Raw genomic sequence first — 24,334 nt, 5'->3', positions numbered from 1 at the left:
GTAATGGGTAATGCGTAATTGGCTTGACAAAAGCACTGATGACCTTTGACCAATCACCAAGCATTGTGGTTTATTCTTGCATCAATCCGAGTGCTTACGAATAGCAGTGAAAACTGCTTTATTTATTTTACGTGGCTACGGGGCTTCAAGGATCAAACGCTTTCACCATCCATATTGATGCAGATTGGTAGCCCAAGTGGTTATAAAGATTTAATGCTGGTTGGTTGCACTGAAACACTTGTAAACCGATTTGGCGATCGCCTCTTTTTTTTGCCCAGGTTTCGGCATACTGCATCAAAGCTGTGCCTATTCCGCGCCGTCGGTGTTCGGGTACGACATAAAGTAGAAAGATGTGCGTATAGCGATCGCCCCTGACTTGATCGATAGCATTTCCCGCCCAAAGACAAGCGACTGGAGTCGTCGAGAAATAGTCGCCAGAAGTTTCCAATCCCTGACGCCTGAACCGTAGGTCTGCGCGAAGCGCGTCCTCTGAACCCTGATCTCTTGAATCTACCCACCACAAGGGAGTTTCTTTCGAGTAGTATTGTTCAACAGTACGGGCGAGGTGCGAAAAGTCTTGTTCGGGAAAAAGTTCCTTGTACGTGCGTTGCATAAATTTTAGTAACAACGCGCGATCAACACCACCAGCACGAATTGTATATCCAGGTATGAGTTCAGACACGAGAACTTGAGATATGTTGCAAGGGATTTTCGGCGATCGCGCTATTCACCTTGAATAACTGTGCTTGTTTAGGTATCGCCGTAGGTTCTTCAATCGGTGCAGGCGCAGCCATATCGCTGGGTAAAAAGATACGGGCGCTAACTGCAATCAAGGCAATTAAAAATCCTATAACTGCAAGGACTGGAGCTATATATTCGCGTAAGATTTTCATATTTCAAACTTTTGAGTTAACTTTATTCATTATTAATAACTCCGCGCAGCGCTAATTTTCGTTGCAGCTAGTCATGACACTTTTCTTCTTCCATCCTACAACTGAATTATTTCGTTATTCTTCTCATCTTGGTTTGGGGACAGTTACAGGTTTCGGGTTCCACGGTGCAAACACTGGAAGTAATAACAATCCTGGAATTGCAGCGACGATACTAATAATAAAAAACAAAGACCATCCGGTGGCTTCTGCCAAGGCACCAGCGGGGGCGACCAGAATATCACGACTAACAGCCATCAAACTAGAGAGTAATGCATACTGCGTTGCCGAAAATCTTTGATTGCACAAACTCATTAAAAAAGCAACAAATGCAGCAGTTCCCAAGCCTGCACAAAAGTTTTCAATATTAATGGTTAGTACCATGAAGGGGTAGTTTCTTCCTAGTTGCGCTTGCATAAAATACGCGAGGTTACTAATAGCTTGCAAGCCACCAAAGAGCCACAACGAGCGATTAATCCCAATTTTACTTAAAATTGCCCCCCCTACCAGCGCCCCAACGATTGTGGCTATTAATCCCATTCCTCCTTGAATCGCGCCAATATCGGTTTGTGTAAACCCAATTTGTAGTAAAAAGGGCGTAGACATATTATTGACTAAGGCATCACCGAGTTTATAGAGGACGATAAAACATAAAATGAAGAATCCCGTTAGTGCGCCCAAGCGTTGAAAAAATTCGCCGAAAGGTAACAATACTGCTTCGGATAGCGAGGCGGGAAGTTGAATGTGTCCTTCGGGTTCGGGTGCAATGAGAGTACCAATCACACCGACGATCATCACCGATGCGATGAGCAGATAAACACTTGTCCAAGAAATGCGATCTGCTAAGATGAGTGCCAAAGAACCTGTAATCAGTAAGGCGACGCGATAACCTAGGACAAAGACAGCTGCACCTGCGCCCATTTCTTTTTCGGCTAGAATATCTGCGCGGTAAGCATCGCCAGCGATATCTTGTGTAGCACTGAAAAAAGCGACAAATAAGGCATTAATCGCGAGTAGTTGCAACGCTTGCGCGGGTTGTTGAAATCCCATGAAGGCGATCGCTAAAATCAACCCAATTTGCAGTGCAATTAACCAGCCGCGCCGTCGCCCCAAAAATGGCAACGCAAAGCGATCAAGTATAGGTGCCCAGAGAAATTTGAGAGAATACGGTAAAGCGACCAAACTAAACAACCCAATCGATTTTAAATCGACTCCTTCGACAGTCATCCACGCTTGCAGTGTTTTACTTGTGAGTAGCAACGGCAAACCCGATGAAACCCCCAGTAGTAGTAAAGCCACCATCTTGCGGCTTTGAAAGACTTGCAGTAGCGATCGATTAGCCACGCTTTCCACCTTGTATAACTTTGGATTTTAGATTTTGGATTGAGAACAAATGTTATCGCAAGTAGTTTAACTAATTTCACTATTGGGAATGAAATTGCTTCTTTGCACAAGAAGTCCTTAATCTCAATTACAGACGCGATATGCTAAATTCAAGTACACGACTTTATCGCAAATAGTTGCAGTTCGGCAAAATGACTTGTATGCTCACTTTGCCTCTGACTCTAAACCTGCAATCAGTTCATTTGACTGATGAACAGTTTTATCAACTCTGCATCTCGAATCCAAAGCTTCGAGTCGAACGCAATGCCAGTGGAAGTTTAATTACCATGCCACCTGTAGGCGGCAACAGTGGCAACCGCGAACTCGAACTCGGTACTGATTTGGCAATTTAGAATCGTCAAACGCAACTCGGAAAAGTTTTTAGTTCGTCAACAATTTTTAAGCTACCTGGTGGTGGCGATCGCTCGCCTGACGCAGCCTGGATCGAGTTATCTCGCTGGGAAGCACTCACGCTAGAACAACGGCAAAAGTTTCCGCCAATTGTACCAGATTTTGTCTTAGAGTTGCGTTCTCCAACCAATTCCCTGGAAATGTTTCAGGCTAAGATGCAAGAATACCTTGATAGCGGTGTGCGTCTAGGCTGGCTATTTAATCCTCAAGATCAACAAGTAGAAATTTATCGATTAGGACAAGTTAAAGAAACGCGATCGCTGCCTACGCAACTGTCGGGTGAAGATGTGCTACGTGGGTTTACCCTACAAGTTGAACGATTTGAGGCGTGATTAGCATTTTAACTAATGAGTAAACTATAGGCGTCATTTAGAAATGCGATCGCCTTTAATCTCTACACCCTTTTCTTCTAACCACTGTTGCCAACCATCACGAGTTCCAATTGTGCGCGTGTTCTTGAATAACCCTAACTTTTCTTCGCGCCGTGTCAATTTCGCAAATTTTTCGTACAGCGGATAACTTGGTGTCACCAAAGTTTCTTTGCGATGTAGAATTGGCGGATTTGCCACAGTGTCATACTCGCGATAGACCACATTGAGGTTTTGTAAGTCAATTTGCATACTCGTGTGTAATGCAGGATGCGCCTCTGTATCAAAATCTGGATAGAAAAGATACGATATTTTAGGTTTATTAGTATAAAATTTAACTAATGTTGCATTATCCATGCGTCCAATCGTGCGGCTAGCGCAACCTTCATATATTCGCAGTAATGGGTCGAGTTCGGATAACGCCGAAACATGGACATATAATGCTGTTGGTAAGAGTTTACCAATTTTACTTTGCTTGCACGTTTGGGCAACAACACCAGGTTTTCCTAAGCTGAACAGCATTTTATCCGCAACTTGGCAAGCTTCTTGATACGTACCAAAAAAGGCTTTGATGTCTTGACGAAGTTCGGGTGCAAGCTGGTTAAATCCAGGACGTTTACCAAACTGTGTTAAGGCAAGATATACCAAAATATCCAGTGAACGACGGTAGGCGATCGCATCCCATTCGGCTTCATCGGTCGCTTGCAAAATCACATTATAAGCGCGGCGAAAAGTCCCAAATTCGAGTAATATCTCGCTTTGTGCTGCTGTCTTGGAAACTTTCGCATCGTGACAGACGCCGCCCGCCGCAGGATGCCCAAAGGGCTGTAGACGCGAAGTTTCCGCTAATTCACCTTTAACAGGTAATCTGCCGCGCTCGGTAACAAAATCAATCAGTGGCGTTAAGAGTTCTTGATAATCTTCAAACCGCTTACTCGGCGTGCGGACGCGCGGTGTCAAACTCTGCGAACGAAAGCGTAAAGCCCGGAAGCTTTCTTTTTCAGTGTCATCGCGAAAGACAAAGTAAATTCCTAACGCGACAGGGACAGCATCAACTTGCAGAACTTCATCAATGTATAATTTTAACTCTTCTTGCTCGTAATATTTCTGAAACGTATTGCGGCGAGTCACAATGCCATCACCATAAGCAATTTTGGCATTGCTGCGGTCATGAATTAAAACTTGGGCAGCAACAATTAAAACTTTCTGTGTCAGGTTCCAAGCTTGACACAGCGCTTCGCGGCGTTCTTCGGGATCTTCAATGACGTTGAGAACATAGCCCAAATTAACAATATCCGCAGGCGTACGCGGCGTATCAGGGCGGTAGTACGGGTCCCACCCCGCACAGGTATAATGACGTGCTGCTAAGCGCTCAACATCACCACCGTAGCCGCAACCGTAATCAAAGAACGTGGTATCGTTATTTATAATCGCCCATTCTATAGCTAATCGCACCGGACGTGATAAATCAGTACGCGCGATCGCTGCTCTATGACGTTCAATTTCCAGAGCTTCCATGACAAATCAAACTTTTGTGTTTAATTATAGAAGCAAATTTGATCAATGAAAGCTTCATTTCGACAAAGCTAATTCGATTAAATCCTCGATTTTCTTGATATTCAGATCGCCTGCTAGATAACCAATCCCGCGATGCAAGTGTAGGCGAAACTGTGTTGCTAACGTTTCCTTATCAGTACCCAAGCCATCATTGTGACAGCGTTGTTTCAAAGCGATCGCTAGGATATCTGATAGTTCTCCACCAAACACGCGCCACGTCATCTCTACGTTACTATCCGCAGGAATTGGTACTGGTGACGGAATAGCAGGTTCCGCCAGCGACCGACAAAATCCCCAGCGACACAAAATATTCCACTGGTCAATTTTAGTGATACGTTTAAGTTTAGTTAATTGGTCTTTTGCCGTTTGTGATAAATGAATGCGATCAAGTGGTGGTTCCATCAGAGAGGGGTGAGTTAAGAAAATTCTTTGTAATTCAAAATTCAAAACTAATTACTAGTTACCAGAAATAACCAGGTTCGATGGTGGTGCAACGTTTTGCTGAATCGTATTTTAGAAGATATTCACGGGCGATCGCATTGTTGGCACGGAGTTGTTCAACTTCATTTTTACCGATTTCAGTATCTGTGGAAAACAGCATGACTTGGTGACTTGCAAAAGGAAAGTAACGTTCAACTAAGTTATTGCGGTGCGAAGAATCCAGTCGCCCTAATGGTGTATCAATCGCAATTGGGAGGTTGCGCCCTGAGACACGCGCGAGTCCCCACAATAGCGCGATCGCGAGTAATTGCTTTTCTCCTGCAGAAAGACGATGTTTTGGTACTAATTGTCCTTGAAAATCATAAAGCGAAAGACTAAAAGTATCCGTATCAATTGCAACTCGATGCACCAAATCCGACTTATGCAGCAAATATAAAAAACACTCTGTAATCACAGACTCTAATTGATTTAGTTTGCGCAACGTCAGTTTTTCTCGAAATAGTTTCAGTGTTGCTTGTACTTTAGTTGATGCGGTAATAATATGTTCGTCATTTTTTCTATCAATATTTTCCTCGCTATATTGTGCTAACTCTTTTTTCGTATTTTCAATAACTGTTGCTAATTCGTCACATCGTCTTCTTGCTAACTCGTAAGCTGCTTTAACGTTAGCAAGTTCACTTTGAGCAAATTTAACTGCATCACCTAATTGTTCATAAACTTCTGGTGCAGGCGCGACAGCTAGTTGACTTTCAATTGCTGCTAAATTTTCTTCTTGAATTTTGAGATTATTAAGTTGTTTTTTTGCTAAAGACTGCGAATCTGCTAAATCACGGGTAAGGATTTGATTAAGTTGAAAAATACTTTCTTCATCAGCTAATAACCATAATTCTTGCAATTGAATATCTTGTTTTAAAGTTTCAATTTCTTGCTTGAAAAATAATTTAATTTTTTCAAATTGCTCGCTGTCTAATCCTATTTGAGTAACGTATTGCAAAAATTTTTGCTCTTGCTCAGATAATACATCTTTACTCACTTGTGCTTGCTGTTGTCGGTATTCTTGTTGTACTTGAGTATGCGCTTGAACGAGTAGCGGTGATATCAAACTCAAGGGTAAAATTCCACTAGCTAATTCAGTAAGCGCATCACGGTGGCGTGTGACTGCTTTTTGCTGATAACATAACTGAATTTCTAGTTGACTGCGTTCAGCCGCAATTTTACCACCTTCTAGAATAAATTTATCTGAAGCTTCTTGCTGTTGCTTTTGCGCATAAGTTAATTTATCTTGAATTGTTGCTAAATGGTCTTTGGCAATTTGATATTCTTTTTGCTGATGATTCAGTTTTTGTTCAATATCTTCTAAAGTTATGAGTGCTTGACTATTGGCAATAAGTTTGCGTCGCCGATTCACTAAAATTTCTATATCTGTGGCCAATCGTTCAGCTAATTCTAACCCAAGCAAAGAGCGAATTGCTTCAACAACCATTGGAGTAGGTACATCTTGTTCGGCTAACTCTTTAACTTGTTCGCCATCGAATAAAAATAAATTTGAAATTCCTAAAGGAAGTAAATCTTCAATTCGTTCATCCCAAATTTGAGCCAAGGCACTATCAGGCCAATCATCAACTAAAATACCTAATGTATCTTTACCATTACGAGGGTTTTTAGTCCAACTGCGTTTAATCCGAAATTCAACTTGGACATTATCTAAAATACTTTCAAAAGCTAATTCAATTGCAGTTTGTTCGCCAATGGCAGTGTAACGGTTAACTGATTGTGTTAAAAAGTCAGGATAACTCAAGTTACCCCGTGTAGAACATTGAGCGCGCTGTCCGTATAAAGCAAGACGAATTGCATCCATAAGCGTAGTTTTTCCGCCACCATTCATCCCACCAAATAAAATAATCGGGCAAAACCGCTCATCTTCTTTGGGACGCAAGTTAATAACTTGTCGTCCTAGGTAAGGACCAAAATTTTGTAATACAAGTTCAATAAATATCACTTTTTTTATCTTGAATATTATAATTGTAAAGCTAGAATTTAATAGTTGATAACTGATTGTCAGAATTTAATATTCATCTCATATTTAATGATTTTAACACTGTAAAAAATAATAATAACCCTAATTAATATTATTAAAATTTGGTGCAATATACCTGTTTTTAACGATCGAGTAAAGTACTTGTAAGAAAGTCATTTTAACAAATAATCGCCTTGATTTTCTAACCTACGTCAGATGTTTTATGGCTAAGCTTGCTGCTTTCTAGATAAAATAGTTGTTTTTACCCAGAAACTAAATTTTTCAGATGATCAAGCAACTATTTGCAGTGGCGGGTGTAGTAGTAGCAATCAATGTCGCTACTCACCAGATTGCTCATCAGCAAAATTTATCAGAATCGCAGCCGACTGTCACCCAAGCGGCGATCCCTCAACCCCCCACTAATCAGCCAGTCAATCGCGTGACTCCGCCTTTAAGGTTAAAGATTCAGCTAAATAGCCGTAAGGTTACTCTGTATCAGGGAGAAACACCGATTAAAAGCTATCCTATTGCAGTAGGTCGTCCTGGCTGGGAAACTCCGACTGGTAATTTTCGCGTAGGTCAAATGTTAAAAAATCCTACTTGGATTAGTCCCTTAACGGATGAGAGAATTCCAGGCGGACATCCCGAAAATCCTCTGGGGTCGTATTGGATTGGGTTCTGGAGTGATGGCAGAAATTCAATCGGTTTTCATGGTACTCCTAATTCTGAATCTGTAGGTACAGCAGCTTCTCACGGTTGTATTCGGATGTACAACGAAGATGTTGAAGAGTTATTCAGTCAAGTGAAATTAGGCACTCTTGTCACAGTTGTGGAATAGCTCAATCATCACATAATTCCTCGCTGCTTTGAGTGTATAAACAACTACTTGTATTTGTCATTCAACTTGAGCTTTACAAGTCAAAAAATAATCGAATTACACACGGATTAGTTTTGATAAACAAAACGTATCAAAAGCACAAACTACGACTCAAGGAAGAGAAAATTTTTAACACATCTCCCTAAACTGAGTAAAAATTCTTGGTTCTACTTTTACGAACCTACCTCAGGCGAAACTTAATGACATTTATTCGATAGTTCGCCTTGTTCTTAGTGTGTATTTTGAGGAGAAATCAATGCAAACACGGAAACGCCAAATGCTGCTCAAGCTTACAGGTTTTTTAGGATTTGCTGGCGCTGCAATCCTTGCTGTCCCCGCTTTAAATCAAACTAATTTCATTCAAAGCGTTGTTGCACAAACCACTCCAGGCGTAGGACAACCGACCGACCCGACTGCACCAGGAACAACCACTCCAGGTGTAGGACAACCGACCGACCCGACTGCACCAGGAACAACCACTCCAGGTGTAGGACAACCGACCGACCCGACTGCACCAGGAACAACCACTCCAGGTGTAGGACAACCGACCGACCCGACTGCACCAGGAACAACCACTCCAGATGCAACAACTCCTGGTTTAGGGACTGATCCTACTGTCCCAGGAACGACAACACCAGACGCAACAACTCCTGATACAACTACCCCTGGAGTAGGAGCACCAACCGATACAGACACGGATAACAATGACGATAATGGCGCTGCTGGAAGCACCCAACCTGCTGGTGAAGGCGTTCGTGCTCTTTGGTAAGTAGTCGCTATCGATCTTAGTTGTCGTATACAGTTCAGCCTTATCTGAACTGTATCAAAATTATAATCATATGCAGTGATTTTAATCACTTAGTAACTTTTCATCTCCGGCTGTAGCTTGGAATTTTAAGCTAGCCCAGGTTAACTGCTTGACGGTTTCGATATTGCCTTGTTCAGCAGCGTTTTTCAAGTCGCGTTTGTAGTGGGCGTTGGCGATCGCTTCTTCTTTAGAACGCGAACTTGTTTCAAAGCACTTTTCTAATGCTTCAAAAATGCCATTACGACGCGCCATTGTGCGATACTGGCGTTCGGTATCGAGAAGCTTTGCCATTAGTTCGAGATGCATTGCGTCATCATCACAGATTTCTTCTAATACAGCCCATTCATCGCTACCAAGTAAAGTGCGATCGCTTCCTGGGCGTGGATCGCGAAAAGGTTCACCCGTCACCTCTTGATAAATTCGCGGTAAGCTATCGTCAAATTCGTGCTTGTCTTCTAACCAAATCCGACGAATTTCACTGAGTTCTTCTGGTGTAATTAAAGTAATATCACGCATACTTTCTGGCGCAGTGTGGCGAATTTGTGTTTGTGCTTGTAGCACTTTCTTTAGCCAATACTCGCGCCAGTATTTGGTATAAGGACCTGGAATCGGTTCTACAGAAACTTCACCATCGACATTGCGTTCAAAAAGTTGTACTTGCCCCCAAATCCGGCGAAAGTCTCGTTTGTCGCGATCGTCTTTGACATCAAGTTCATTACGGATATCGAGTAACGGCTGCATCCATTCTTTCTCTTCATCGTTTTGGATCATCGCCTCCATCGATTTATCTTTACTCACCATTGTGCAAACCCAGCAGCCAAACCGCGAATCGCCACAGCTAGGAGTAGAAGTATCAACAACAAGCGGGCACTCATTGTCTGCGGTTGCGCCGCGATACATAGTAAATAAATCTTTGTTGCTATATCCCCAAGGATTTTGCCATTGGTTGAGATAGATCCAAACTTCATCGGTATGCCAATCTTCAATTGGGAGATAAATAAGTGAGTTAGGTCGGTTGGGATTTGTGTTGAGGCGATCGCGTATTCGCCACTCACGATGTTTTGCCATATTGGTTGCGCGTTTTACACTTTCGCTTTTGCGCGTACCCAGTACAAGTACGACTTCTCCACTTGCGCGAATCATTGCCCGAATAAAGTTATCCGAGGGTTGAATCTTTAACCGTTCAGTACACCATCTAAATCGGTTACGCGGCGCAGGATAACCTTTACCAATTAAATTGACCCAAAATGTCTCTTTAATTGCGGGATAAAGTAAATGTGGTTCAACCGGCATTCCTTGTTGTTGTGCTGCTTGTTTCATGTGTTGAAGTGAACGACTAACCCAAGCTGCAACAATTGGATTTTCTACTAACGTATCTGTCGTGATAACGTGAATTGTTTTAGTTCGCTTTTCAGGCGGGAGAGAGGCGATCGCATTCCACACGAGTTGTAAAGTCGCCGTGCTGTCTTTTCCACCACTATAGCCTATACACCAAGGTATCTCGTCTAAACAGTATAATTCTTGAATTTCAGCGGTGAGAGCTTGAATATCTGCCACCAAGTCTGCCACAGTCCGTGCTTGATCGCCTGTCTTGAAAACTTTCGCATCGTGACGGACGCCGCCCGCCGCAGGATGCCCAAAGGGCTGTAGACGCGAAGTTTCCGCTTCTTTTGGTTTCTGTTGTGGTGTAGACATTTTTATCCTTCTCTACTGAACTCATGCGACTGCGTGGTTACATAAACCTTAAATATTTTTAAGGTAACTGCTGTATTGTCAAGTTTAAAGGTTTTTAAAAACTTTCAACGATCAATTTCTGGGTAGCTTAAGCTTTATGAGAACTTCTAGTTTCAGAAATTATGAGTAAGAAAGTAGCTGATACTACTGGTAAATATCGCCCAGAGAACACACCAGCAGAATTGGCTTCGTTATTAGCGCAGCATTTAGATCAAATCTTCGTGCAAACAACAATGATGGGTCGTACTCAAGCTTACTTAGGGTCAGTTACCTTGGAGTGGTTTGCGCAGCAAGTGTACTTTGCATCGTGTTTACCGCTACTTCAGCCTAAACATAATCCTACAACAGGCAATGTGGAAGTCGATGCGGATACTATCTCAGAAATTCACCAGCGTCCGCTTGATTGGTCGCGTCAGATACCACTCGTACAATATTTAGCCGCATGGAAAAACCACAAGTTTCCGCCAGTACTTGTTGTCATCAATCAATCTTGGGTAGATAATCCTGAAGCAGCACAATGGGATCGTGAAGGACGTGCCTTAAAATCTACTATTGATTTTAGACCTTTAGACCGTGATGGAAGCGTAGGTTTACTGAATTTTGCACCAGAAAACACTATCTATGCACTTGACGGTCAACACCGCTTGATGGGAGTACAAGGATTGATGGAGTTAATTGAGACGCATCAACTTCAGCGTTATCGCAAAGACAAAACTCCTGATGGTAGTGTCATTACTTTAAATGATTTAATTGAGCATTATCAAGTAGATGTTGATTATTTGGAAAGTTTACCTCAAGAAAAAATAGGAATTGAGTTTATCTGTGCAGTCGAGAAAGGCGAAACTCGCGAACAAGCAAGACGACGAGTAAGATCGATTTTTGTTCATGTCAACTTAATGGCTGTCCCTTTAACAAAAGGTCAATTAGCGCAGTTAAACGAAGATGATGGGTTTTCGATTGTTGCCAGGAAAATTGCGACGAAGCATCCATTGTTAGAACAAAGAAGCACGCGAAAACCACGTGTTAATTGGAATAGCGCCACAGTTGCTACTAAGTCTACAGTTTTGACAACGCTACAAGCACTAAAAGAGATGTCAGAGAGATATCTTGGACAAAAGTTTTTACATTGGAAACCGCTAGATAAAAAGTTAATTCCGATACGCCCACACGATAAAGAACTTGAGGCGGGAATGATAGAGTTTCAAAAGTTATTTGATTATTTAGCGACTCTACCAAGTTATCGGGTACTCGAAGCGGAAGAAACACCGTTACTACGACGCTTTAGTTTCGAGAAGGATGGCGGTGAAGGAAATATGCTGTTTCGCCCTGTTGGACAAGTTGCTTTAGCGCAAGCTTTGGGAATTTTAGTCTTCAAAAAAGGTTTCTCACTCAAAGACATCTTTAAGAAACTCCACAAGTTTGACTTAGAAGGCGGTTTTAGTGGAATGGAATATCCGCGATCGCTTTGGTACGGTGTTTTGTACGACCCAAATAAAAAGCGTATACAAGTTGCAGGTCGTGATTTAGCAGCAAAGTTAATCGTTTACATTCTCGGCGGCATCCAAGAACCGATGGAACGCGCCCAACTCCGCAAAGCTATAGCAGATGCAAGGACTGTCGAAACACAGGCGATCAGTTTTGATGGTCAGTTTGTAGAACCAAAAGCAGTGGGATTACCACCAATTTTATAATTATAGCAATCCGCAGTGAGGTCAAATCAGATAGAATGAGCACTGAGTGTTCCTTGAGGATTATCTGATGGCCTCTCCTTACAGTGCTGACTTGCGAGAGAAAGCTTTAGCGGCAATCGCATCGGGGCATTCAATTGCCGCGGTCAAGACTATGTTTGGCATTAGCCGAAGTTCTTTGAGCGAGTGGAAGAAACGCTATCGGGAAAGTGGTGAGATTGCAGCCAAACAAGGCTATCAACGCGGTCATAGTCATAAAATTACCGACTGGCAAGCCTTCCGCAAGTTTGCTGAAGCGAATGGGGAAAAAACTCAGGCCGAGATGGCCCAGCTTTGGCCGGATGAAATCAGCGAAGACACCATTGGTCGAGCCCTTAAACGCATCGGATTCACGCGAAAAAAAAGACCTATGCCTACCAGGAACGGGATGCAGCCAAACGCCAAGCGTTCCTGACTCAACTGGCCGCGTTCGACAAATCTCAACGGGTCTATCTTGAGGAGGCCGGTATTGATGATACCGAAGATTATGGATACGGTTGGTGCCCTCGGGGGGAACGCTTCCAAGCTGAGCGTCGAGGGACGCGCACTGAGCGGGTCAGTTTCATCGCAGCTTGGCATGAGCACACCCTAATCTCCCCCATGACCTATGAGGGATACTGTAATCGAGCCGTGTTTGAAGCCTGGTTGGAGCAGTCCTTGTTGCCGGTTTTGTCCCCTGGCAGTGTCCTCATCTGCGACAATGCTTCATTCCACAAAGGCGGCCGCATCGAGACGCTCATTCAGCAAGCCGGTTGCCACCTGCTCTACCTCTCCCCTTACTCGCCCGATTTGAATCCGATTGAGCATCAATGGTTTGTTTTGAAAAATCGAATGCGAAAACAGATTCAGTCCGGTCTGCCCTTTCGACAGGTTGTGGATCAAGCCTTCGCTCAAACGTCTTAATCTATCTGCGGCTTGCTGTAGCATTCGCAAAGCGTTTTCTCTTGTGGCTTTTACTGATGTCATAATGTATAAATACTACTTATCATGTAGGCTAATCTTTACTAACTTAGATAAACTTTTCTATGGTAGAAGCGCCAGAAGATATCAATCATCAGCGACTTGATTTGCTACTTGAGCCTTATTTTTCAAAGTATCATCGCGAACGGTGCTATCCTGGGTTAATTTTTCAGCAAGGAAAGCGAAAAATGGTGCAAATCAATGTTCCAGCCAGAGATTTGCCTATTCTTCTCCAAGCGATGCCATCTACTGACAACGATCCTGATTCGGGTAAAAATCGCCCAGAAGTTAAAGGTCATGCGGAGGAAATCAAAACATATGTTGTCGAACGCACTAAAGCAAATCGACCTTGGGTTTTAGGAACAATTACCACCAATGTTGATGAACACAATATTATAGTCCATGAATTAGGTAGAGGACTTTGTATCGTCGTTATTCCTAATAAAGTTAAATTAGATATTACCGATGGACAACATCGTAAAAGTGCAATTCAAGAACTAGTTTTAGGTAATGAAAGCCACTTGATTGGTGATGATGATTTTCCGATTACTTTAATTTTAGAGGCGGATAAGCATCAGTGTCAAATCGACTTCAAAGATATGGCACAAACGAGACCGCTAAATAAATCTTTGTTATTGTCATTTGGTGAATACTCTGGTCGAGTTGGTATTACCAAAGAATTAATTAACAGAGTTTCAATGTTTCAAGACAAGACAGAGAAAATTAAATCAAATCCTGCAACTAAAAGTAAGCTAATTTACACCACAAATTACGTTGCTAGATTTGTCAGTTGTGTTTTTGCTAACGATCCAGCCGATGAATTGAAAAATTACGAGGTAGAAGCAGTAAGCGGATCTCTAGCTGAGTGTCTTAATCAATTTTTCTTGGAGTGTCACCACACGCGGTATATTGTTGAAAAAGCTCATCAGAATTTAACTGTTGATGATATAAGTAGATTTAAGGAAGAATGTCTACTTGGTGTAAGTGCTGGTTTAGAAGTTTTAGGAAGATTGCTTTATCATACTTACGCTCAAGAAGATAATTATTTTAATCAAACAAAAATTTCGCAACTAGCACAGCTAGATTGGTCAAGAGAAAATGAACTTTGGCGAGATAATATAGTTAGGATAGATCTTAAACCCAAAAATCCAGCAAAACCTTATAAAGTATCTTTTGGTGGAAGTGCGATCGCCGCCGCAGTTAACACTGTAAAAGTCAAGCTGGGATGGATAAAGTTTATTAATAATTAATAATATTTAATTCAAGATAAAAATCTACTCAGATCAAATTCACTATCTTTCTTATGTTCGACTCGTTCTGAACTGAGAATCAGTAAAATTCGTTCTGAATAGTCAACCGCACCTCGAAACTCTGATTGTAATATTTCTAGTCCTCCATTGGCATATTCTTCAAAAATATAATTACGTTTTTCACGACTTTGATTTTCACTAAAAGATAAAACGCTTAAATTTTTGGTTTCAGTAATTGCTATAAGATTAATGACTGTGTCATATCCGCGAACAATAAACTGTTCTTGTGGAATAGGAGACGGTTCTCTTTTGGAAATCTCTCCTAAAGGTACTCGTTTGTTGTGCTTTGCACCCAAAGCAGCAGCAAAGACAATTATATCAACATAAGTCTGAAAAGGACCTGTTCTACCATCAGTGGATATTAAAAATTTAACTAAGTCAGCTTTGTCTTTTGCTACTCTGATTCTGCCAGTTTCTACCATTTTTTTTAAAGCTTTTTAATAATTTGTAGCGCAGTAGTTGCATTCAACCATTGCGATTTACCTCAAGAATTTCAGTATACTCAAACTCATTAGGACTTTGTCTAACTAAAGGATACTCTTGTCCTGTAATTTCAATCGTATCCTCTTCACAATCTGGTTTAGAAGAATAGTAAGTTAGGACATATTCCCTACCAATTCTTGAAGTCATTTCTGTTTCGACTTCTCCACGCCACTGGGTATTACTTACTAATACAATCAACTGATTGGCTAATTGTGGAATAATCTTGGCAATTTGTCGCCGATAAGTTTCATCTAAACTTCCAAACGGCGAGTCCATCACTATGGGAAATGTACTACCATCAGCCACCATCAACATTTTTCTTTCACTCCACTCGCGCACTTTGTTGATGATGCTACCAATAAATGATAAACTAAGTATTTGATTTTCACCTGTAGAAGCCGCAACAGGTGCTTCTACTCCAGAAGTATTTTCTATTAATGTAAGTTCATATTTTTCACTAATTTTAGGAATATAGGGCGTAATAGAAATTTTATTAAATATTTCTTGAATGCGTTTTTCTAATTGCAAACGAAACTGCTTCTCTTGGCGTTGTTTAACTTCGTTTAATCGTTCAATTGCATCTAAAGTTGCAGCAATACGTCGTTGCGCTAGTGCTTGTCTTTCTTCATTAAATTTTTGTTTTGCAATTTGCTTATCTAATTCAGCAGCTTCAGTTTTTAAACTATCAAAACGCTGATTCTTTTCACCGCGTTCAATATTTAATTCAGTTATGTTTCTATCAATATCATCCAATCGAAGTTGCAAATTGCGAATTTTTTCGCTGGGATCTTTACGCAAACGTTCTTGAATATTATCTAACTCAGCTTCAATTTGCGATATACTTTCTCTTAATTGACCAATACGTAATTGTTCGCGATCAACATCTTCCCAAAAAGCGATCGCTTGTTTGTCAATTTCGTCAACTTGGGCAATTGTCCGAATCACAGTTTCTTGGACAGCAGAAGAACCAGCTTGATTTAACAAGTTGCTGACCTTTTGACGCGCATCACTTCCATCGTCTAGTTGCGTACCACAAATACAACGGCGATCGCGCAGTATTTCTTGCACAAATTCTTGCGAAATTCCTGCGGTTAACTCGCCGCGCTGCTTTAATTCTGCAATAATTTCTCGAAATAGATTTGTTGTTGACGCTAGTAGTACACTGTAACCGTGTGTAGAAATAGTTTTCTTGAGAGTTTCTTTACTTTTTCGTAGTTCTTCTTGATTTGTTGTTTTCTGGTTTTCTAAATTTTGCCGTCTTTCCTGTAATTCTTGCGCCGCAGCAAGTTCGCGTAGACGGTGACTTGTTTCTTTTTTAAAAGTGTTTTGATGTTCTAACTCTTGAGTAATCTCACTTTGTCGCTGTGTAATTTGTTCAATCTCAATTTCTATTTTTTGCCGTTCTCTCAAAAGTTGTTTGGTTTGGACATCACCAATCGCTTTTAATTCATTTTCTAGCGTTTTTTTGGCTTCGCTTAGGTGCTTAATTGAGTTATCTATGACTTTTACGCCTAGAAAGATTTTGGTTGCTTCAGCAATTTCTGCTTTCTTATCCGATCGCACAATTTGTTCAATTCGTTCGCCATCGAAAAAAAAGTATTGATGTAGGCTGCCTGGTAGAATCTGATTGATTACATCTTCTGGATGCTGTTGTGAAGGATACCATCGTCCATCATCGCCAGCTATTTGCATAAACAACTGGGTTTTACCCGCGTCAAAGTTGGTGTCATTTTTATACACGCGACACTCGCGTTTAACGCGGTAGCGTTTGTTGTCATGTTCCCAAAATATTTCTACCCAGCATTCGATTGCTTCTCCGATATTTGCTTCAGCGATCGCCCGTTTATTGACAAGTTGTTCAGCTGATGCAAACGCCGCACTAAACTTCTCGTATAGTACCCACGTAAAGGCATTTAAGAAGCTTGTTTTCCCCGCACCATTGTTACCGTGAACAATTGTCGTATTGCGATTTGTTCCGCCTGCAAGTACAATTTCCGGTGTTTTGCCATAAAACGAACGAAAGTTACACAGCCGAATTGAAGTTAACTTCATCGCACCGCTTCCTTGACAATCCGCAAAATATCATCGTTGATATGGCTGTTACTTTTTTTATCAAGTCTGCTCTTTTCTAACTTCCATACCTGTTCAATGATTTGCCTAACTTCTGCTGGTGCTTTATCGATTGGCTCTTGTACGTCAGCTGTACTATCCTCTGGATGCATCTGGGTTTATACGTAGTCTTTATGCTACATTTTAACCCAGTATTGTGTAGCGATCGCATCTATCAAGATACTTTTACACTGTTTCTTTAGCACAGCTAGGAATTATTTATTTTTGATAAATTCAGCAAAAAATCGCTTTATTTTTGGGGTTACTTTCTGTTAATATCTAAGTTAGTAAATGATTTTCTTCATAATGGGAATATATCCAAAATTAAAAATTTCAGAAATAACCCTACTATTTCAAATATACTCTAAATTATTGAAATAAGCAATAACAACTATCCTTATTCTTATATCTCATCGCACACTTAATGAAGTGACTGCAATAGAGGAAACTTAATGTTCGCACTTTTCTTTACTGCATTACTTTTAGGATTCATCTTTAATGCTGCACCTGGAGCAGTTTTTGCAGAGACTATTCGACAGGGAATCAGAGGTGGGTTCAAAGGTGCATTAGCTGTTCAAATTGGTTCGCTTGTAGGAGATGCGCTTTCGGCTGTACTAGGTTTGGCAGGCGTTGGCTTACTTCTGCAATGGGACTTATTACGTCTACCAATTGGGATTGCTGGCGTACTCTATCTACTTTGGCTAGCTCGAGATACATGGCAAGAGGCAAATAAAGAAGTCAGTATCAAGCTCGATCGAACAAACACTCACAGTAAAAATGCTTTGCTTTCTGGTATTTTGCTATCAATCACAAATCCACAAGTTGCAGCGATCGCCAAGATGTTGGACAAATTTAACTTACTGAGCTTGTGCCATTGCCTTTTTAGTCCTTGCTCTTTCCTCGCTACGAAACCTCTGGAGTTCATACGTATCTCCTCAAGATTCGGTACAGCCTCCAGCAATTCGCAGCGAACCTTAACAAGGCTAAGCTATGTGGGTAACGCGCAAAATATAGTATTGGACTAAAATTAACAACACAAGGTTATTTCAACAGAAGTATGGATTTTTACACCGTTATTCTGCGACAAAGTGCCGGTTATTGGGTTGCCTTATGTCTAGAAAATGGAATTGTCAGTCAAGGCGAAACGCAGGATAGCACCATCGAAAAATTAAAAGAGGCAATTGAGTCTTTTCAAGATGTTTACGAGTCTAAATCTGATGTTTATTGCGCTCCCGTTCCAATAAAGGAATTGCATGAGTTTTTGACTGTTGAGTCAAAGGAGCCAGTATCACAAGTATACGAATTTAGGGCAGTTTATGCCTAAAAATATTCCCTCACTCAAGCCAAAGCAATTAATTAAACTTTTAGAAAAGGTAGGTTGCACCTTTTACCGAGAGGGTAACGGAGATCATAGTCTTTATACCCGTGTTGTTGAAGGTAAAACACGAGTAGTCCCAATTGACATGGGAGCAAAAGAAATGTCTCCTGCTTATGTATTGCGAATTTTTAGACAGTTCGGATTAACGGATGAAGAAATTGAAGGCTTGTTGAAAAAGCGATCCCACAGCACAGAACAAAAAATCATTGCAGCCAACCGCCAAAGCTCAATCACTAAAATCGCAATTCGCGGTTAAATGTTATGAGGTTGAGATAGTAGTAATGCTTTGTGTCTGAAAAACCTTCTCGTTCGTTAGCTGGAATTGCTGGAATCGTTGCAGTTGCAACTTTGCTAAGTAAACTTGTAGCCCTCGTGCGTCAACAAGCGATCGCGGCGGCGTTTGGTGTTGGTGTGGTGGCGAATGCTTATAGCTATGCCTACGTTGTTCCTAGCTTCTTCTGGGTGCTACTCGGTGGTGTCAATGGACCAATTCATAGTGCCATAGTCAGTGTCTTATCCAAACGCAGCAAACAAGAATCTGCGCAGTTAGTCGAAACAACAACCACACTGGTGAGTGGCTTACTTATTCTGATTACTGTAATTTTAGTCGTCTTTGCCGACTTTTTTATTAGCTTACTAGGTCCGCAACTGAGTTCACAAACGCAGGCGATCGCCACTGTGCAACTGCAAATTATGGCACCAATGGCATTACTTGCGGGTTTAGTAGGTATTGGCTTTGGTACGTTAAACACTGCAAATCAGTATTGGTTACTTTCAATTAGTCCAGTACTTTCTAGCATCACAATCATTATTGGACTGGGAATCTTAGCCTTTCAACTGGGAGATGATATTGTTTTACCACGGTACGCTTTACTAGGCGGACAAGTTTTAGCTTGGGGAACGCTTGCTGGTGCAATTTTACAATGGCTTGCCCAACTCATTACACAGTGGCGGTTAGGACTAGGTACTCTACGCTTGAGATTTGATTTTCGTTTTCCTGGAGTCCGCGAAGTCATTAATATTATGGCTCCCGCAACGTTTTCTTCAGGAATGATGCAAATTAATCTCTATACCGATTTATTTTTTGCTTCAGGAATTGCGGGTGCAGCAGCAGCATTTAGCTATGCTGGTTTACTTGTGCAAACACCCTTGGGTATTATCTCAAACGTGATTTTGTTGCCCTTACTGCCAATGCTTTCGCAGTTAGCCGCACCGGAAGATTGGGTAAATCTCAAGCTGCGTATTCGTCAAGGCTTACTTGTTACAGCAGTGACGATGCTGCCATTAGGTGCGTTATTTGTTGCTTTAGCAGTTCCCATTGTTCGCGTAGTTTACGAACGCGGCGCTTTTGAACAAGAAGGTTCGCAGTTAGTTGCATCGGTACTCATAGCATATGGTATTGGTATGTTTGTCTACTTAGCGCGTGATGTCCTTGTTAGAGTATTTTATGCGTTAGGTGATGGCACAACTCCATTTCGCGTTAGTTTACTCAATATTATGCTTAATGCAGGACTTGACTACATCCTAGTCAAACCTTTTGGCGCTCCAGGTATTACATTAGCAACAGTAGGAGTAAATTTTGCTTCAACGATTATGTTCCTTTTCATCCTCAACCGTCGGCTTAATGGTTTACCGCTACGCGATTGGAGTATACCTATATTAGGTTTAACCGCTAGCAGTTTTGTTGCTGGAACTGCGAGTTGGGCAACACTATGGGCTACTCAACGCCTACTCGGTAGTGAAGGTTTAATTGTTCAACTGTTGCAACTTACTGTATCTGGTTTAGTCGGACTTGGAGTGTTTGCGGCGATCGCTTTGCAAATGAAGTTACCTGAAGTTGATTTGGTAATCTCACGCCTGCGCCAACGCTTTGTGAGATAATATTAAAATCGACTTTGATACTTCTCCACAATATCAATTAAGTTAACTTGACATTGCATCGGTAATAAATCGATTAAAGGAATTTCTCTTCTCCCTCCACCAATCTTAATTGACATATTTTTTAATATGTCTAAAACTTCGTCTTCATTAACAGAATTAGCCGAAAGTAGCGGATAAAACTTTTCTGCTAATACTTTGTGCAACTTGGCATCAGAAAGGTAGAGATGCCATTTAGCAACATCAATATAGACATTTTCGCCAATTTCTGATGCTAGCGCTTCGAGGATTTCTGTCGTACTTTGGTTAGCCATAATTTTTGATTTAATTTGTAATACTTCACTGCCACAGTTTCTAATTAATCAGAAATTTTCATCTATCTTTAAGTAGACTTTTGTGTTTTTGACTCAGAATAATCTGCGATCGCCGAAATATAAATTAAATGCACCAGTAATACTACTAACCAACTTGCTGTTAACCAAGGTAGCCAAGTCCAAGTAATAGACTTAAGGTTGTAGAAGAACCACAATCCAGAATTTGTTACAGCAAAAATCGCGACGTGCATTGCAAAATTCATGCGATCGTCCAAGCGACGATACGCTGGATCGCGGCGATCAGGTTTACGCGGCCAACGAGGAGGCATATATCGTTAATCTGTAAGTGTATGAGTGAGATACTAACTTATTTTAGGATTTTCTCACGATTTGTAGCTAGTTGAAGCAGGATTATGCCACAAAGTCTCACCTTATCTGTGAAAATCATGTAAAAACAGTATGACTAATAGATATTTCTCCAAGCTTCAACAGTTCCCCTCCCAATTTCACTATCAATAGTTTCGCCGCTTTCTGTGACTAACCTAATCTGGACATTTTCAACCGGAGTTGTTCTTAAAGCATTGGCAACATCAGGAGTAATCGCAAATGCACTGTTTCTACCATCAAGTTGATAAACTTGTTCGTCAGTTCGGATTAACAGTCTCACAGCATTTTGAGTATTACTTGCGATCTCACATCTTGAAACTGGAAAGCTAGCGTAAGGAAATCCTGTGTATAAGTATTTATGACCTCGATAAGCAAGAATGCGGGGTGCTAACAAGCGGTTATATGAGAATCTCCTTGAGTACGCACAATTACGTTCTCTCGAAGCTAACAGAAAACGAACTGAATTCGGACTCCAAAGACTTAATATTTCAAACCTGACGTTGTTATTCAAAAACCTGCGATAAAAGTAGTTGCGATCAAAAACTCCTAAATAACTTCCTTCAAATGGATCGTTAATTCTGACAGGACGCGACCAGGGAACATCCATATTTTGCCCCAAAGCTGCGGAACTCACAACAGGAACCTCTTGGGCAGCTTGTGTTATTCGACTAGGTACAATACCAACAATAGAGATATTAGCTACTGCAAGGCTTAGTAGGAATATTTGCTTAGCAAAATAGGATTTATTACTGAAGATATTATTCATTTACCTAGCCGGACTTGATGCACGTCTTATGATTATTTTAGCTACAGATAAGGGACGCGATCGCTAACAGTATTAAAGCTTTGATAAAAGTGAGAGGATAATAATTTTTTGTAGCATCTTTTTTGACGAACCACATAGGCGTAGCCTTCCCGCTTTCTTAGGACACAAAGAAAAGGGGTTTTATCAGCAATAAAGTTGAACTTTAAGGTACAAGGAGTTATTTTCTAGAATATGACGATCTTCTACTTTTCTTGAATAAAGCTATATTTTAATAAATTATTGATTTATGGTAGTTGGTTATGAAAAATAATGTACGATCGCTACCAAGTATACATAACTTGCCACCTTTATCAACGCTGACTCAACAATGGGAAGGTATCACCGTTGAATATAGTTGCATGAATGCGATTGGTGAATTTGATTTTGCCATGCCTAAGAACACAATTAGTGTTGCGTTTGTACCACACAATCGCGTCACTTGGTCAGTTGATGGTGCTTCAACTCAAACTACAGCTTTACCACCAGGCAGTGTGTTTCTCTATTGTGAACATGATTTTGTTTGGCACTATCGAGAACAAATTAGTGAATACATCAACATCACACTTGATCAACAATTACTTAATCAAGTTGCCGTAGAAAATGGTGTATCCACTCCTGTTGAGATTGAACACCGCGTCATTTTTCCTGACAATACTATTCTTTATATAGCGCAATTACTCAAAGCAGAAATTTTCAATGAAGGATTAGCTGGAAAAATTTACACTGAGTCACTCAGAAATTTGTTGATGATCCATCTACTACGCAACTACAATCGCGTGTGGGTAAAACCTCAATCAGGAAATAAACTACTAGATACAATCAAACTCAAGCAAGTTAAAGATTTTATTGAAGAAAAATTGGCAGAAAATATCACAATTGCTGATATGGCGGCTGTTGTTCATATTAGTCAATTTCATTTTGCCCGTGCTTTTAAAACTGCAACCGGAGAATCACCCCATCGTTATTTAACACAAAGACGTATCGAACGCGCTAAAGTTCTGCTATCTGTAACGCGGCTGGCGATTGCAGAAGTAGCCTATCGTGTTGGTTTCTATAACCAAAGTCACTTCACTGCACAATTTCGCAAACTCACTGGAGTTACACCAAAACAATATCGCGACTGTTTATAACCAATTACCAATTACCACTCCAATGATCAACAATCTCTACGATATCGATTTTTATGCCTGGACTCAACAACAAGCGAAGTTACTGCGCGATCGCCAATGGCACGAACTTGATTTGCCAAATTTAATTGAGGAAATTGAGTGTTTGGGAAAACAACAACGTCAGGAATTACGAAACCGATTGAGTATTTTAATCGGACATTTACTTAAATGGGAATATCAGCCTCAAAAGCGCATTCGTAGTTGGTTAAGTACAATCCGAGTGCAGCGGATGGATCTTAACGACATATTACAGGAAAATCCTAGCCTGAAATCGTACCTTGAAGAAGCATTACACAAAGCATATCAAAAAGGCATCGAGCTAGCTGTAGGAGAAACCAATCTACCTAACAAAACTTTTCCGGTTGAGTGTACTTATACCTTAGAGGAAATATTGAGCGATTCCTTTTTCCCTGGCGAACCATATTCGCAAGAGTAAACCGCAAGATTTTGATAAAACGGCGCAAGTATCGCTCATGAACCTCAATATCCGATTGCGTAAATTAAGAACAATCGTATGAATTTCAGTGAGGAAACCCGATGTCTTCCATGAATGGAAAAGTTGCGATTGTGACAGGTGGTAGTTCTGGTATTGGTAAAGCAACAGCGATCGCCTTTGCTAAAGCAGGTGCAAAAGTAGTTGTTGCAGCGCGGCGCACTTTAGAAGGCGAAGATACAATTCTACAAATTCAACAAGCGGGTGGTGAAGGACTTTTTGTCAAAACAGATGTAACGCAAGCACAAAAAGTAGAAGCCCTAGTTAATACCACGATCGAGACATACACTCGCCTTGATTTTGCCTTCAACAATGCAGGTTCCGGTAAAGCGATTCCTTTAATTGAAATGTCTGAAGAAGACTGGGAAGCAGAAATAGCTGTCAATCTTAAGTCAATTTGGCTATGTATGAAATACCAGATTCCTGCAATGATGAAATTAGGAACTGGAGCGATTGTTAATGTTTCCTCACAAGGGGCGCTAGTTGGTGTTGCTAACTACTCTGCATACGGAGCCGCTAAAGGTGGTGTAATATCGCTCTCGCGTGCAGCCGCAGCAGAATATGCTGAACAAAAGATTCGTATTAATACGATAAGTCCTGGTGCTGTAAAAACAGATTTATGGGCAGAAGCACCGCCAAGCATGCTTGAACAAGTAGCATCTGGCATTCCACTACAACGAATTGGCGAACCTAACGATATTGCACAAGCAGCAGTTTGGTTATGTTCTGATGCAGCCTCATTTATTACTGGACACAACCTTGTTATTGACGGTGGATATACAGCAGTGCAATAAGG

The 24,334-nt window shown here is 41.1% G+C and carries 25 protein-coding genes and 1 pseudogene; 13 read left to right on the top strand and 13 right to left on the bottom strand.

Annotated features, from left to right (window positions below; translation table 11 throughout):
- Positions 1–145 precede the first annotated feature (145 nt).
- From NIES1031_RS23405 to NIES1031_RS15965, 3 genes are all read right to left on the bottom strand, one after another.
- Positions 146–682: a GNAT family N-acetyltransferase gene (locus NIES1031_RS23405; RefSeq protein WP_084544375.1), complete on the bottom strand. Its 537-nt coding sequence runs from the start codon at positions 680–682 to the stop codon at positions 146–148.
- Positions 675–893: a hypothetical protein gene (locus NIES1031_RS15970; protein ID WP_015188368.1), complete on the bottom strand. Its 219-nt coding sequence runs from the start codon at positions 891–893 to the stop codon at positions 675–677. Before NIES1031_RS15970 ends, NIES1031_RS23405 begins: the two co-directional genes overlap by 8 nt.
- Positions 894–1,016: 123 nt before the next feature.
- The gene (locus tag NIES1031_RS15965; RefSeq protein ID WP_073550601.1) at positions 1,017–2,231 is read right to left on the bottom strand and encodes an AmpG family muropeptide MFS transporter; all 1,215 of its coding nucleotides are present in this window, start codon (positions 2,229–2,231) and stop codon (positions 1,017–1,019) included.
- Positions 2,232–2,473: 242 nt separating this feature from the next.
- Here NIES1031_RS15965 and NIES1031_RS15960 point away from each other — a divergent pair.
- A pseudogene (locus NIES1031_RS15960) lies at positions 2,474–3,055 on the top strand (Uma2 family endonuclease).
- Positions 3,056–3,088: 33 nt separating this feature from the next.
- Here the strand turns inward: NIES1031_RS15960 and NIES1031_RS15955 are convergent.
- The 3 genes from NIES1031_RS15955 to dndD are packed head-to-tail and all read right to left on the bottom strand — an operon-like array spanning position 3,089 to position 7,088.
- Positions 3,089–4,609 (bottom strand): DNA phosphorothioation-associated putative methyltransferase, encoded by a 1,521-nt coding sequence (locus NIES1031_RS15955; protein ID WP_073550511.1) that lies wholly within the window; start codon positions 4,607–4,609, stop codon positions 3,089–3,091.
- 54 nt (positions 4,610–4,663) lie between these two features.
- On the bottom strand, positions 4,664–5,050 hold the full coding sequence (gene dndE / locus NIES1031_RS15950; protein WP_073550510.1) for a DNA sulfur modification protein DndE: 387 nt from the start codon (positions 5,048–5,050) through the stop codon (positions 4,664–4,666).
- A 58-nt stretch (positions 5,051–5,108) separates the two neighbouring features.
- Positions 5,109–7,088, bottom strand: a complete 1,980-nt coding sequence (gene dndD, locus NIES1031_RS15945) for a DNA sulfur modification protein DndD (RefSeq protein ID WP_073550509.1) — start codon at positions 7,086–7,088, stop codon at positions 5,109–5,111.
- Between the two features lie 304 nt (positions 7,089–7,392).
- Here dndD and NIES1031_RS15940 point away from each other — a divergent pair, with 304 nt between their 5' ends.
- Positions 7,393–7,944 carry a L,D-transpeptidase gene (locus NIES1031_RS15940; RefSeq protein ID WP_073550508.1) on the top strand — a complete coding sequence of 184 codons (552 nt, stop codon included), beginning with the start codon at positions 7,393–7,395 and terminating at the stop codon, positions 7,942–7,944.
- A 295-nt stretch (positions 7,945–8,239) separates the two neighbouring features.
- The gene (locus tag NIES1031_RS15935) at positions 8,240–8,752 is read left to right on the top strand and encodes a hypothetical protein (protein ID WP_073550507.1); all 513 of its coding nucleotides are present in this window, start codon (positions 8,240–8,242) and stop codon (positions 8,750–8,752) included.
- A gap of 81 nt (positions 8,753–8,833) precedes the next feature.
- Here NIES1031_RS15935 and dndC read toward each other — a convergent pair whose 3' ends face one another.
- Positions 8,834–10,486 carry a DNA phosphorothioation system sulfurtransferase DndC gene (dndC, locus tag NIES1031_RS15930; protein ID WP_236738865.1) on the bottom strand — a complete coding sequence of 551 codons (1,653 nt, stop codon included), beginning with the start codon at positions 10,484–10,486 and terminating at the stop codon, positions 8,834–8,836.
- Between the two features lie 161 nt (positions 10,487–10,647).
- Here dndC and NIES1031_RS15925 point away from each other — a divergent pair, with 161 nt between their 5' ends.
- From NIES1031_RS15925 to NIES1031_RS15915, 3 genes are all read left to right on the top strand, one after another.
- Positions 10,648–12,216 (top strand): DGQHR domain-containing protein, encoded by a 1,569-nt coding sequence (locus tag NIES1031_RS15925; protein ID WP_073550506.1) that lies wholly within the window; start codon positions 10,648–10,650, stop codon positions 12,214–12,216.
- Between the two features lie 67 nt (positions 12,217–12,283).
- Positions 12,284–13,155, top strand: a protein-coding gene (locus NIES1031_RS15920; protein ID WP_143167793.1) for an IS630 family transposase whose coding sequence is annotated in 2 segments (ribosomal slippage) — positions 12,284–12,610 and positions 12,613–13,155 — 870 coding nt in all. Because the reading frame shifts where the segments join, the coding sequence is not laid out codon by codon here.
- Between the two features lie 122 nt (positions 13,156–13,277).
- A complete protein-coding gene (locus NIES1031_RS15915; RefSeq protein WP_073550505.1) occupies positions 13,278–14,462 on the top strand; it encodes a DNA sulfur modification protein DndB in 1,185 nt (394 codons plus the stop codon).
- 11 nt (positions 14,463–14,473) lie between these two features.
- On the opposite strand, the gene NIES1031_RS15910 is transcribed toward NIES1031_RS15915, so the two are convergent.
- From NIES1031_RS15910 to NIES1031_RS24440, 3 genes are read right to left on the bottom strand one after another with little or no spacing between them, the layout of a single operon-like run.
- Positions 14,474–14,944, bottom strand: a complete 471-nt coding sequence (locus NIES1031_RS15910; RefSeq protein WP_073550504.1) for a DNA phosphorothioation-associated protein 4 — start codon at positions 14,942–14,944, stop codon at positions 14,474–14,476.
- 43 nt (positions 14,945–14,987) lie between these two features.
- Entirely contained in the window at positions 14,988–17,057 is a 2,070-nt protein-coding gene (locus NIES1031_RS15905; RefSeq protein WP_073550503.1) for an AAA family ATPase, read from the bottom strand.
- Positions 17,054–17,227, bottom strand: coding sequence for a hypothetical protein (locus tag NIES1031_RS24440; RefSeq protein WP_178378158.1), 174 nt, complete (start codon positions 17,225–17,227; stop codon positions 17,054–17,056). The genes NIES1031_RS15905 and NIES1031_RS24440 overlap by 4 nt, the downstream gene beginning before the upstream one ends.
- 339 nt (positions 17,228–17,566) lie before the next feature.
- Between NIES1031_RS24440 and NIES1031_RS15900 the strand changes: the two genes are divergently transcribed.
- The 4 genes from NIES1031_RS15900 to murJ are packed head-to-tail and all read left to right on the top strand — an operon-like array spanning position 17,567 to position 20,373.
- Positions 17,567–18,139 (top strand): LysE family transporter, encoded by a 573-nt coding sequence (locus NIES1031_RS15900; protein WP_073550502.1) that lies wholly within the window; start codon positions 17,567–17,569, stop codon positions 18,137–18,139.
- Positions 18,140–18,171: 32 nt separating this feature from the next.
- Positions 18,172–18,438: a type II toxin-antitoxin system HicB family antitoxin gene (locus NIES1031_RS15895; RefSeq protein ID WP_073550501.1), complete on the top strand. Its 267-nt coding sequence runs from the start codon at positions 18,172–18,174 to the stop codon at positions 18,436–18,438.
- Positions 18,431–18,748, top strand: coding sequence for a type II toxin-antitoxin system HicA family toxin (locus NIES1031_RS15890; RefSeq protein ID WP_236738864.1), 318 nt, complete (start codon positions 18,431–18,433; stop codon positions 18,746–18,748). The genes NIES1031_RS15895 and NIES1031_RS15890 overlap by 8 nt, the downstream gene beginning before the upstream one ends.
- Before the next feature lie 32 nt (positions 18,749–18,780).
- Complete coding sequence (gene murJ, locus NIES1031_RS15885) at positions 18,781–20,373, top strand: murein biosynthesis integral membrane protein MurJ (protein WP_073550500.1); 1,593 nt, start codon at positions 18,781–18,783, stop codon at positions 20,371–20,373.
- 2 nt (positions 20,374–20,375) lie between these two features.
- Here the strand turns inward: murJ and NIES1031_RS15880 are convergent, their stop codons facing one another.
- From NIES1031_RS15880 to NIES1031_RS15870, 3 genes are all read right to left on the bottom strand, one after another.
- Positions 20,376–20,684, bottom strand: a complete 309-nt coding sequence (locus NIES1031_RS15880) for a DUF3181 family protein (RefSeq protein WP_073550499.1) — start codon at positions 20,682–20,684, stop codon at positions 20,376–20,378.
- 68 nt (positions 20,685–20,752) lie between these two features.
- Positions 20,753–21,013: a 2TM domain-containing protein gene (locus NIES1031_RS15875; RefSeq protein WP_073550498.1), complete on the bottom strand. Its 261-nt coding sequence runs from the start codon at positions 21,011–21,013 to the stop codon at positions 20,753–20,755.
- 134 nt (positions 21,014–21,147) lie between these two features.
- Positions 21,148–21,837: a hypothetical protein gene (locus tag NIES1031_RS15870; protein ID WP_073550497.1), complete on the bottom strand. Its 690-nt coding sequence runs from the start codon at positions 21,835–21,837 to the stop codon at positions 21,148–21,150.
- Positions 21,838–22,136: 299 nt separating this feature from the next.
- Here NIES1031_RS15870 and NIES1031_RS15865 point away from each other — a divergent pair, with 299 nt between their 5' ends.
- The 3 genes from NIES1031_RS15865 to NIES1031_RS15855 all read left to right on the top strand — a co-directional run bounded on the left by NIES1031_RS15865 (position 22,137) and on the right by NIES1031_RS15855 (position 24,332).
- Positions 22,137–23,006, top strand: coding sequence for an AraC family transcriptional regulator (locus tag NIES1031_RS15865; protein ID WP_073550496.1), 870 nt, complete (start codon positions 22,137–22,139; stop codon positions 23,004–23,006).
- A gap of 22 nt (positions 23,007–23,028) precedes the next feature.
- The gene (locus NIES1031_RS15860) at positions 23,029–23,481 is read left to right on the top strand and encodes a DUF29 domain-containing protein (protein ID WP_073550495.1); all 453 of its coding nucleotides are present in this window, start codon (positions 23,029–23,031) and stop codon (positions 23,479–23,481) included.
- A gap of 101 nt (positions 23,482–23,582) precedes the next feature.
- Entirely contained in the window at positions 23,583–24,332 is a 750-nt protein-coding gene (locus NIES1031_RS15855; RefSeq protein ID WP_073550494.1) for a glucose 1-dehydrogenase, read from the top strand.
- Positions 24,333–24,334: the final 2 nt, after the last annotated feature.

The sequence above is a fragment of the Chroogloeocystis siderophila 5.2 s.c.1 genome (assembly GCF_001904655.1).
In the GTDB taxonomy this organism is placed as follows: domain Bacteria; phylum Cyanobacteriota; class Cyanobacteriia; order Cyanobacteriales; family Chroococcidiopsidaceae; genus Chroogloeocystis; species Chroogloeocystis siderophila.
This window is presented reverse-complemented; position numbering and strand designations above follow the sequence as displayed.

Coding starts and splice junctions, on each gene's coding strand:
- NIES1031_RS15970 (WP_015188368.1), bottom strand. CDS start 893: ATGAAAATCTTACGCGAATATATAGCTCCAGTCCTTGCAGTTATAGGA.
- NIES1031_RS15965 (WP_073550601.1), bottom strand. CDS start 2,231: ATGGTGGCTTTACTACTACTGGGGGTTTCATCGGGTTTGCCGTTGCTA.
- NIES1031_RS15955 (WP_073550511.1), bottom strand. CDS start 4,609: ATGGAAGCTCTGGAAATTGAACGTCATAGAGCAGCGATCGCGCGTACT.
- dndE (WP_073550510.1), bottom strand. CDS start 5,050: ATGGAACCACCACTTGATCGCATTCATTTATCACAAACGGCAAAAGAC.
- NIES1031_RS15940 (WP_073550508.1), top strand. CDS start 7,393: ATGATCAAGCAACTATTTGCAGTGGCGGGTGTAGTAGTAGCAATCAAT.
- NIES1031_RS15935 (WP_073550507.1), top strand. CDS start 8,240: ATGCAAACACGGAAACGCCAAATGCTGCTCAAGCTTACAGGTTTTTTA.
- dndC (WP_236738865.1), bottom strand. CDS start 10,486: ATGTCTACACCACAACAGAAACCAAAAGAAGCGGAAACTTCGCGTCTA.
- NIES1031_RS15925 (WP_073550506.1), top strand. CDS start 10,648: ATGAGTAAGAAAGTAGCTGATACTACTGGTAAATATCGCCCAGAGAAC.
- NIES1031_RS15915 (WP_073550505.1), top strand. CDS start 13,278: ATGGTAGAAGCGCCAGAAGATATCAATCATCAGCGACTTGATTTGCTA.
- NIES1031_RS15910 (WP_073550504.1), bottom strand. CDS start 14,944: ATGGTAGAAACTGGCAGAATCAGAGTAGCAAAAGACAAAGCTGACTTA.
- NIES1031_RS15905 (WP_073550503.1), bottom strand. CDS start 17,057: ATGAAGTTAACTTCAATTCGGCTGTGTAACTTTCGTTCGTTTTATGGC.
- NIES1031_RS24440 (WP_178378158.1), bottom strand. CDS start 17,227: ATGCATCCAGAGGATAGTACAGCTGACGTACAAGAGCCAATCGATAAA.
- NIES1031_RS15900 (WP_073550502.1), top strand. CDS start 17,567: ATGTTCGCACTTTTCTTTACTGCATTACTTTTAGGATTCATCTTTAAT.
- NIES1031_RS15895 (WP_073550501.1), top strand. CDS start 18,172: ATGGATTTTTACACCGTTATTCTGCGACAAAGTGCCGGTTATTGGGTT.
- NIES1031_RS15890 (WP_236738864.1), top strand. CDS start 18,431: ATGCCTAAAAATATTCCCTCACTCAAGCCAAAGCAATTAATTAAACTT.
- NIES1031_RS15880 (WP_073550499.1), bottom strand. CDS start 20,684: ATGGCTAACCAAAGTACGACAGAAATCCTCGAAGCGCTAGCATCAGAA.
- NIES1031_RS15875 (WP_073550498.1), bottom strand. CDS start 21,013: ATGCCTCCTCGTTGGCCGCGTAAACCTGATCGCCGCGATCCAGCGTAT.
- NIES1031_RS15870 (WP_073550497.1), bottom strand. CDS start 21,837: ATGAATAATATCTTCAGTAATAAATCCTATTTTGCTAAGCAAATATTC.
- NIES1031_RS15865 (WP_073550496.1), top strand. CDS start 22,137: ATGAAAAATAATGTACGATCGCTACCAAGTATACATAACTTGCCACCT.
- NIES1031_RS15860 (WP_073550495.1), top strand. CDS start 23,029: ATGATCAACAATCTCTACGATATCGATTTTTATGCCTGGACTCAACAA.
- NIES1031_RS15855 (WP_073550494.1), top strand. CDS start 23,583: ATGTCTTCCATGAATGGAAAAGTTGCGATTGTGACAGGTGGTAGTTCT.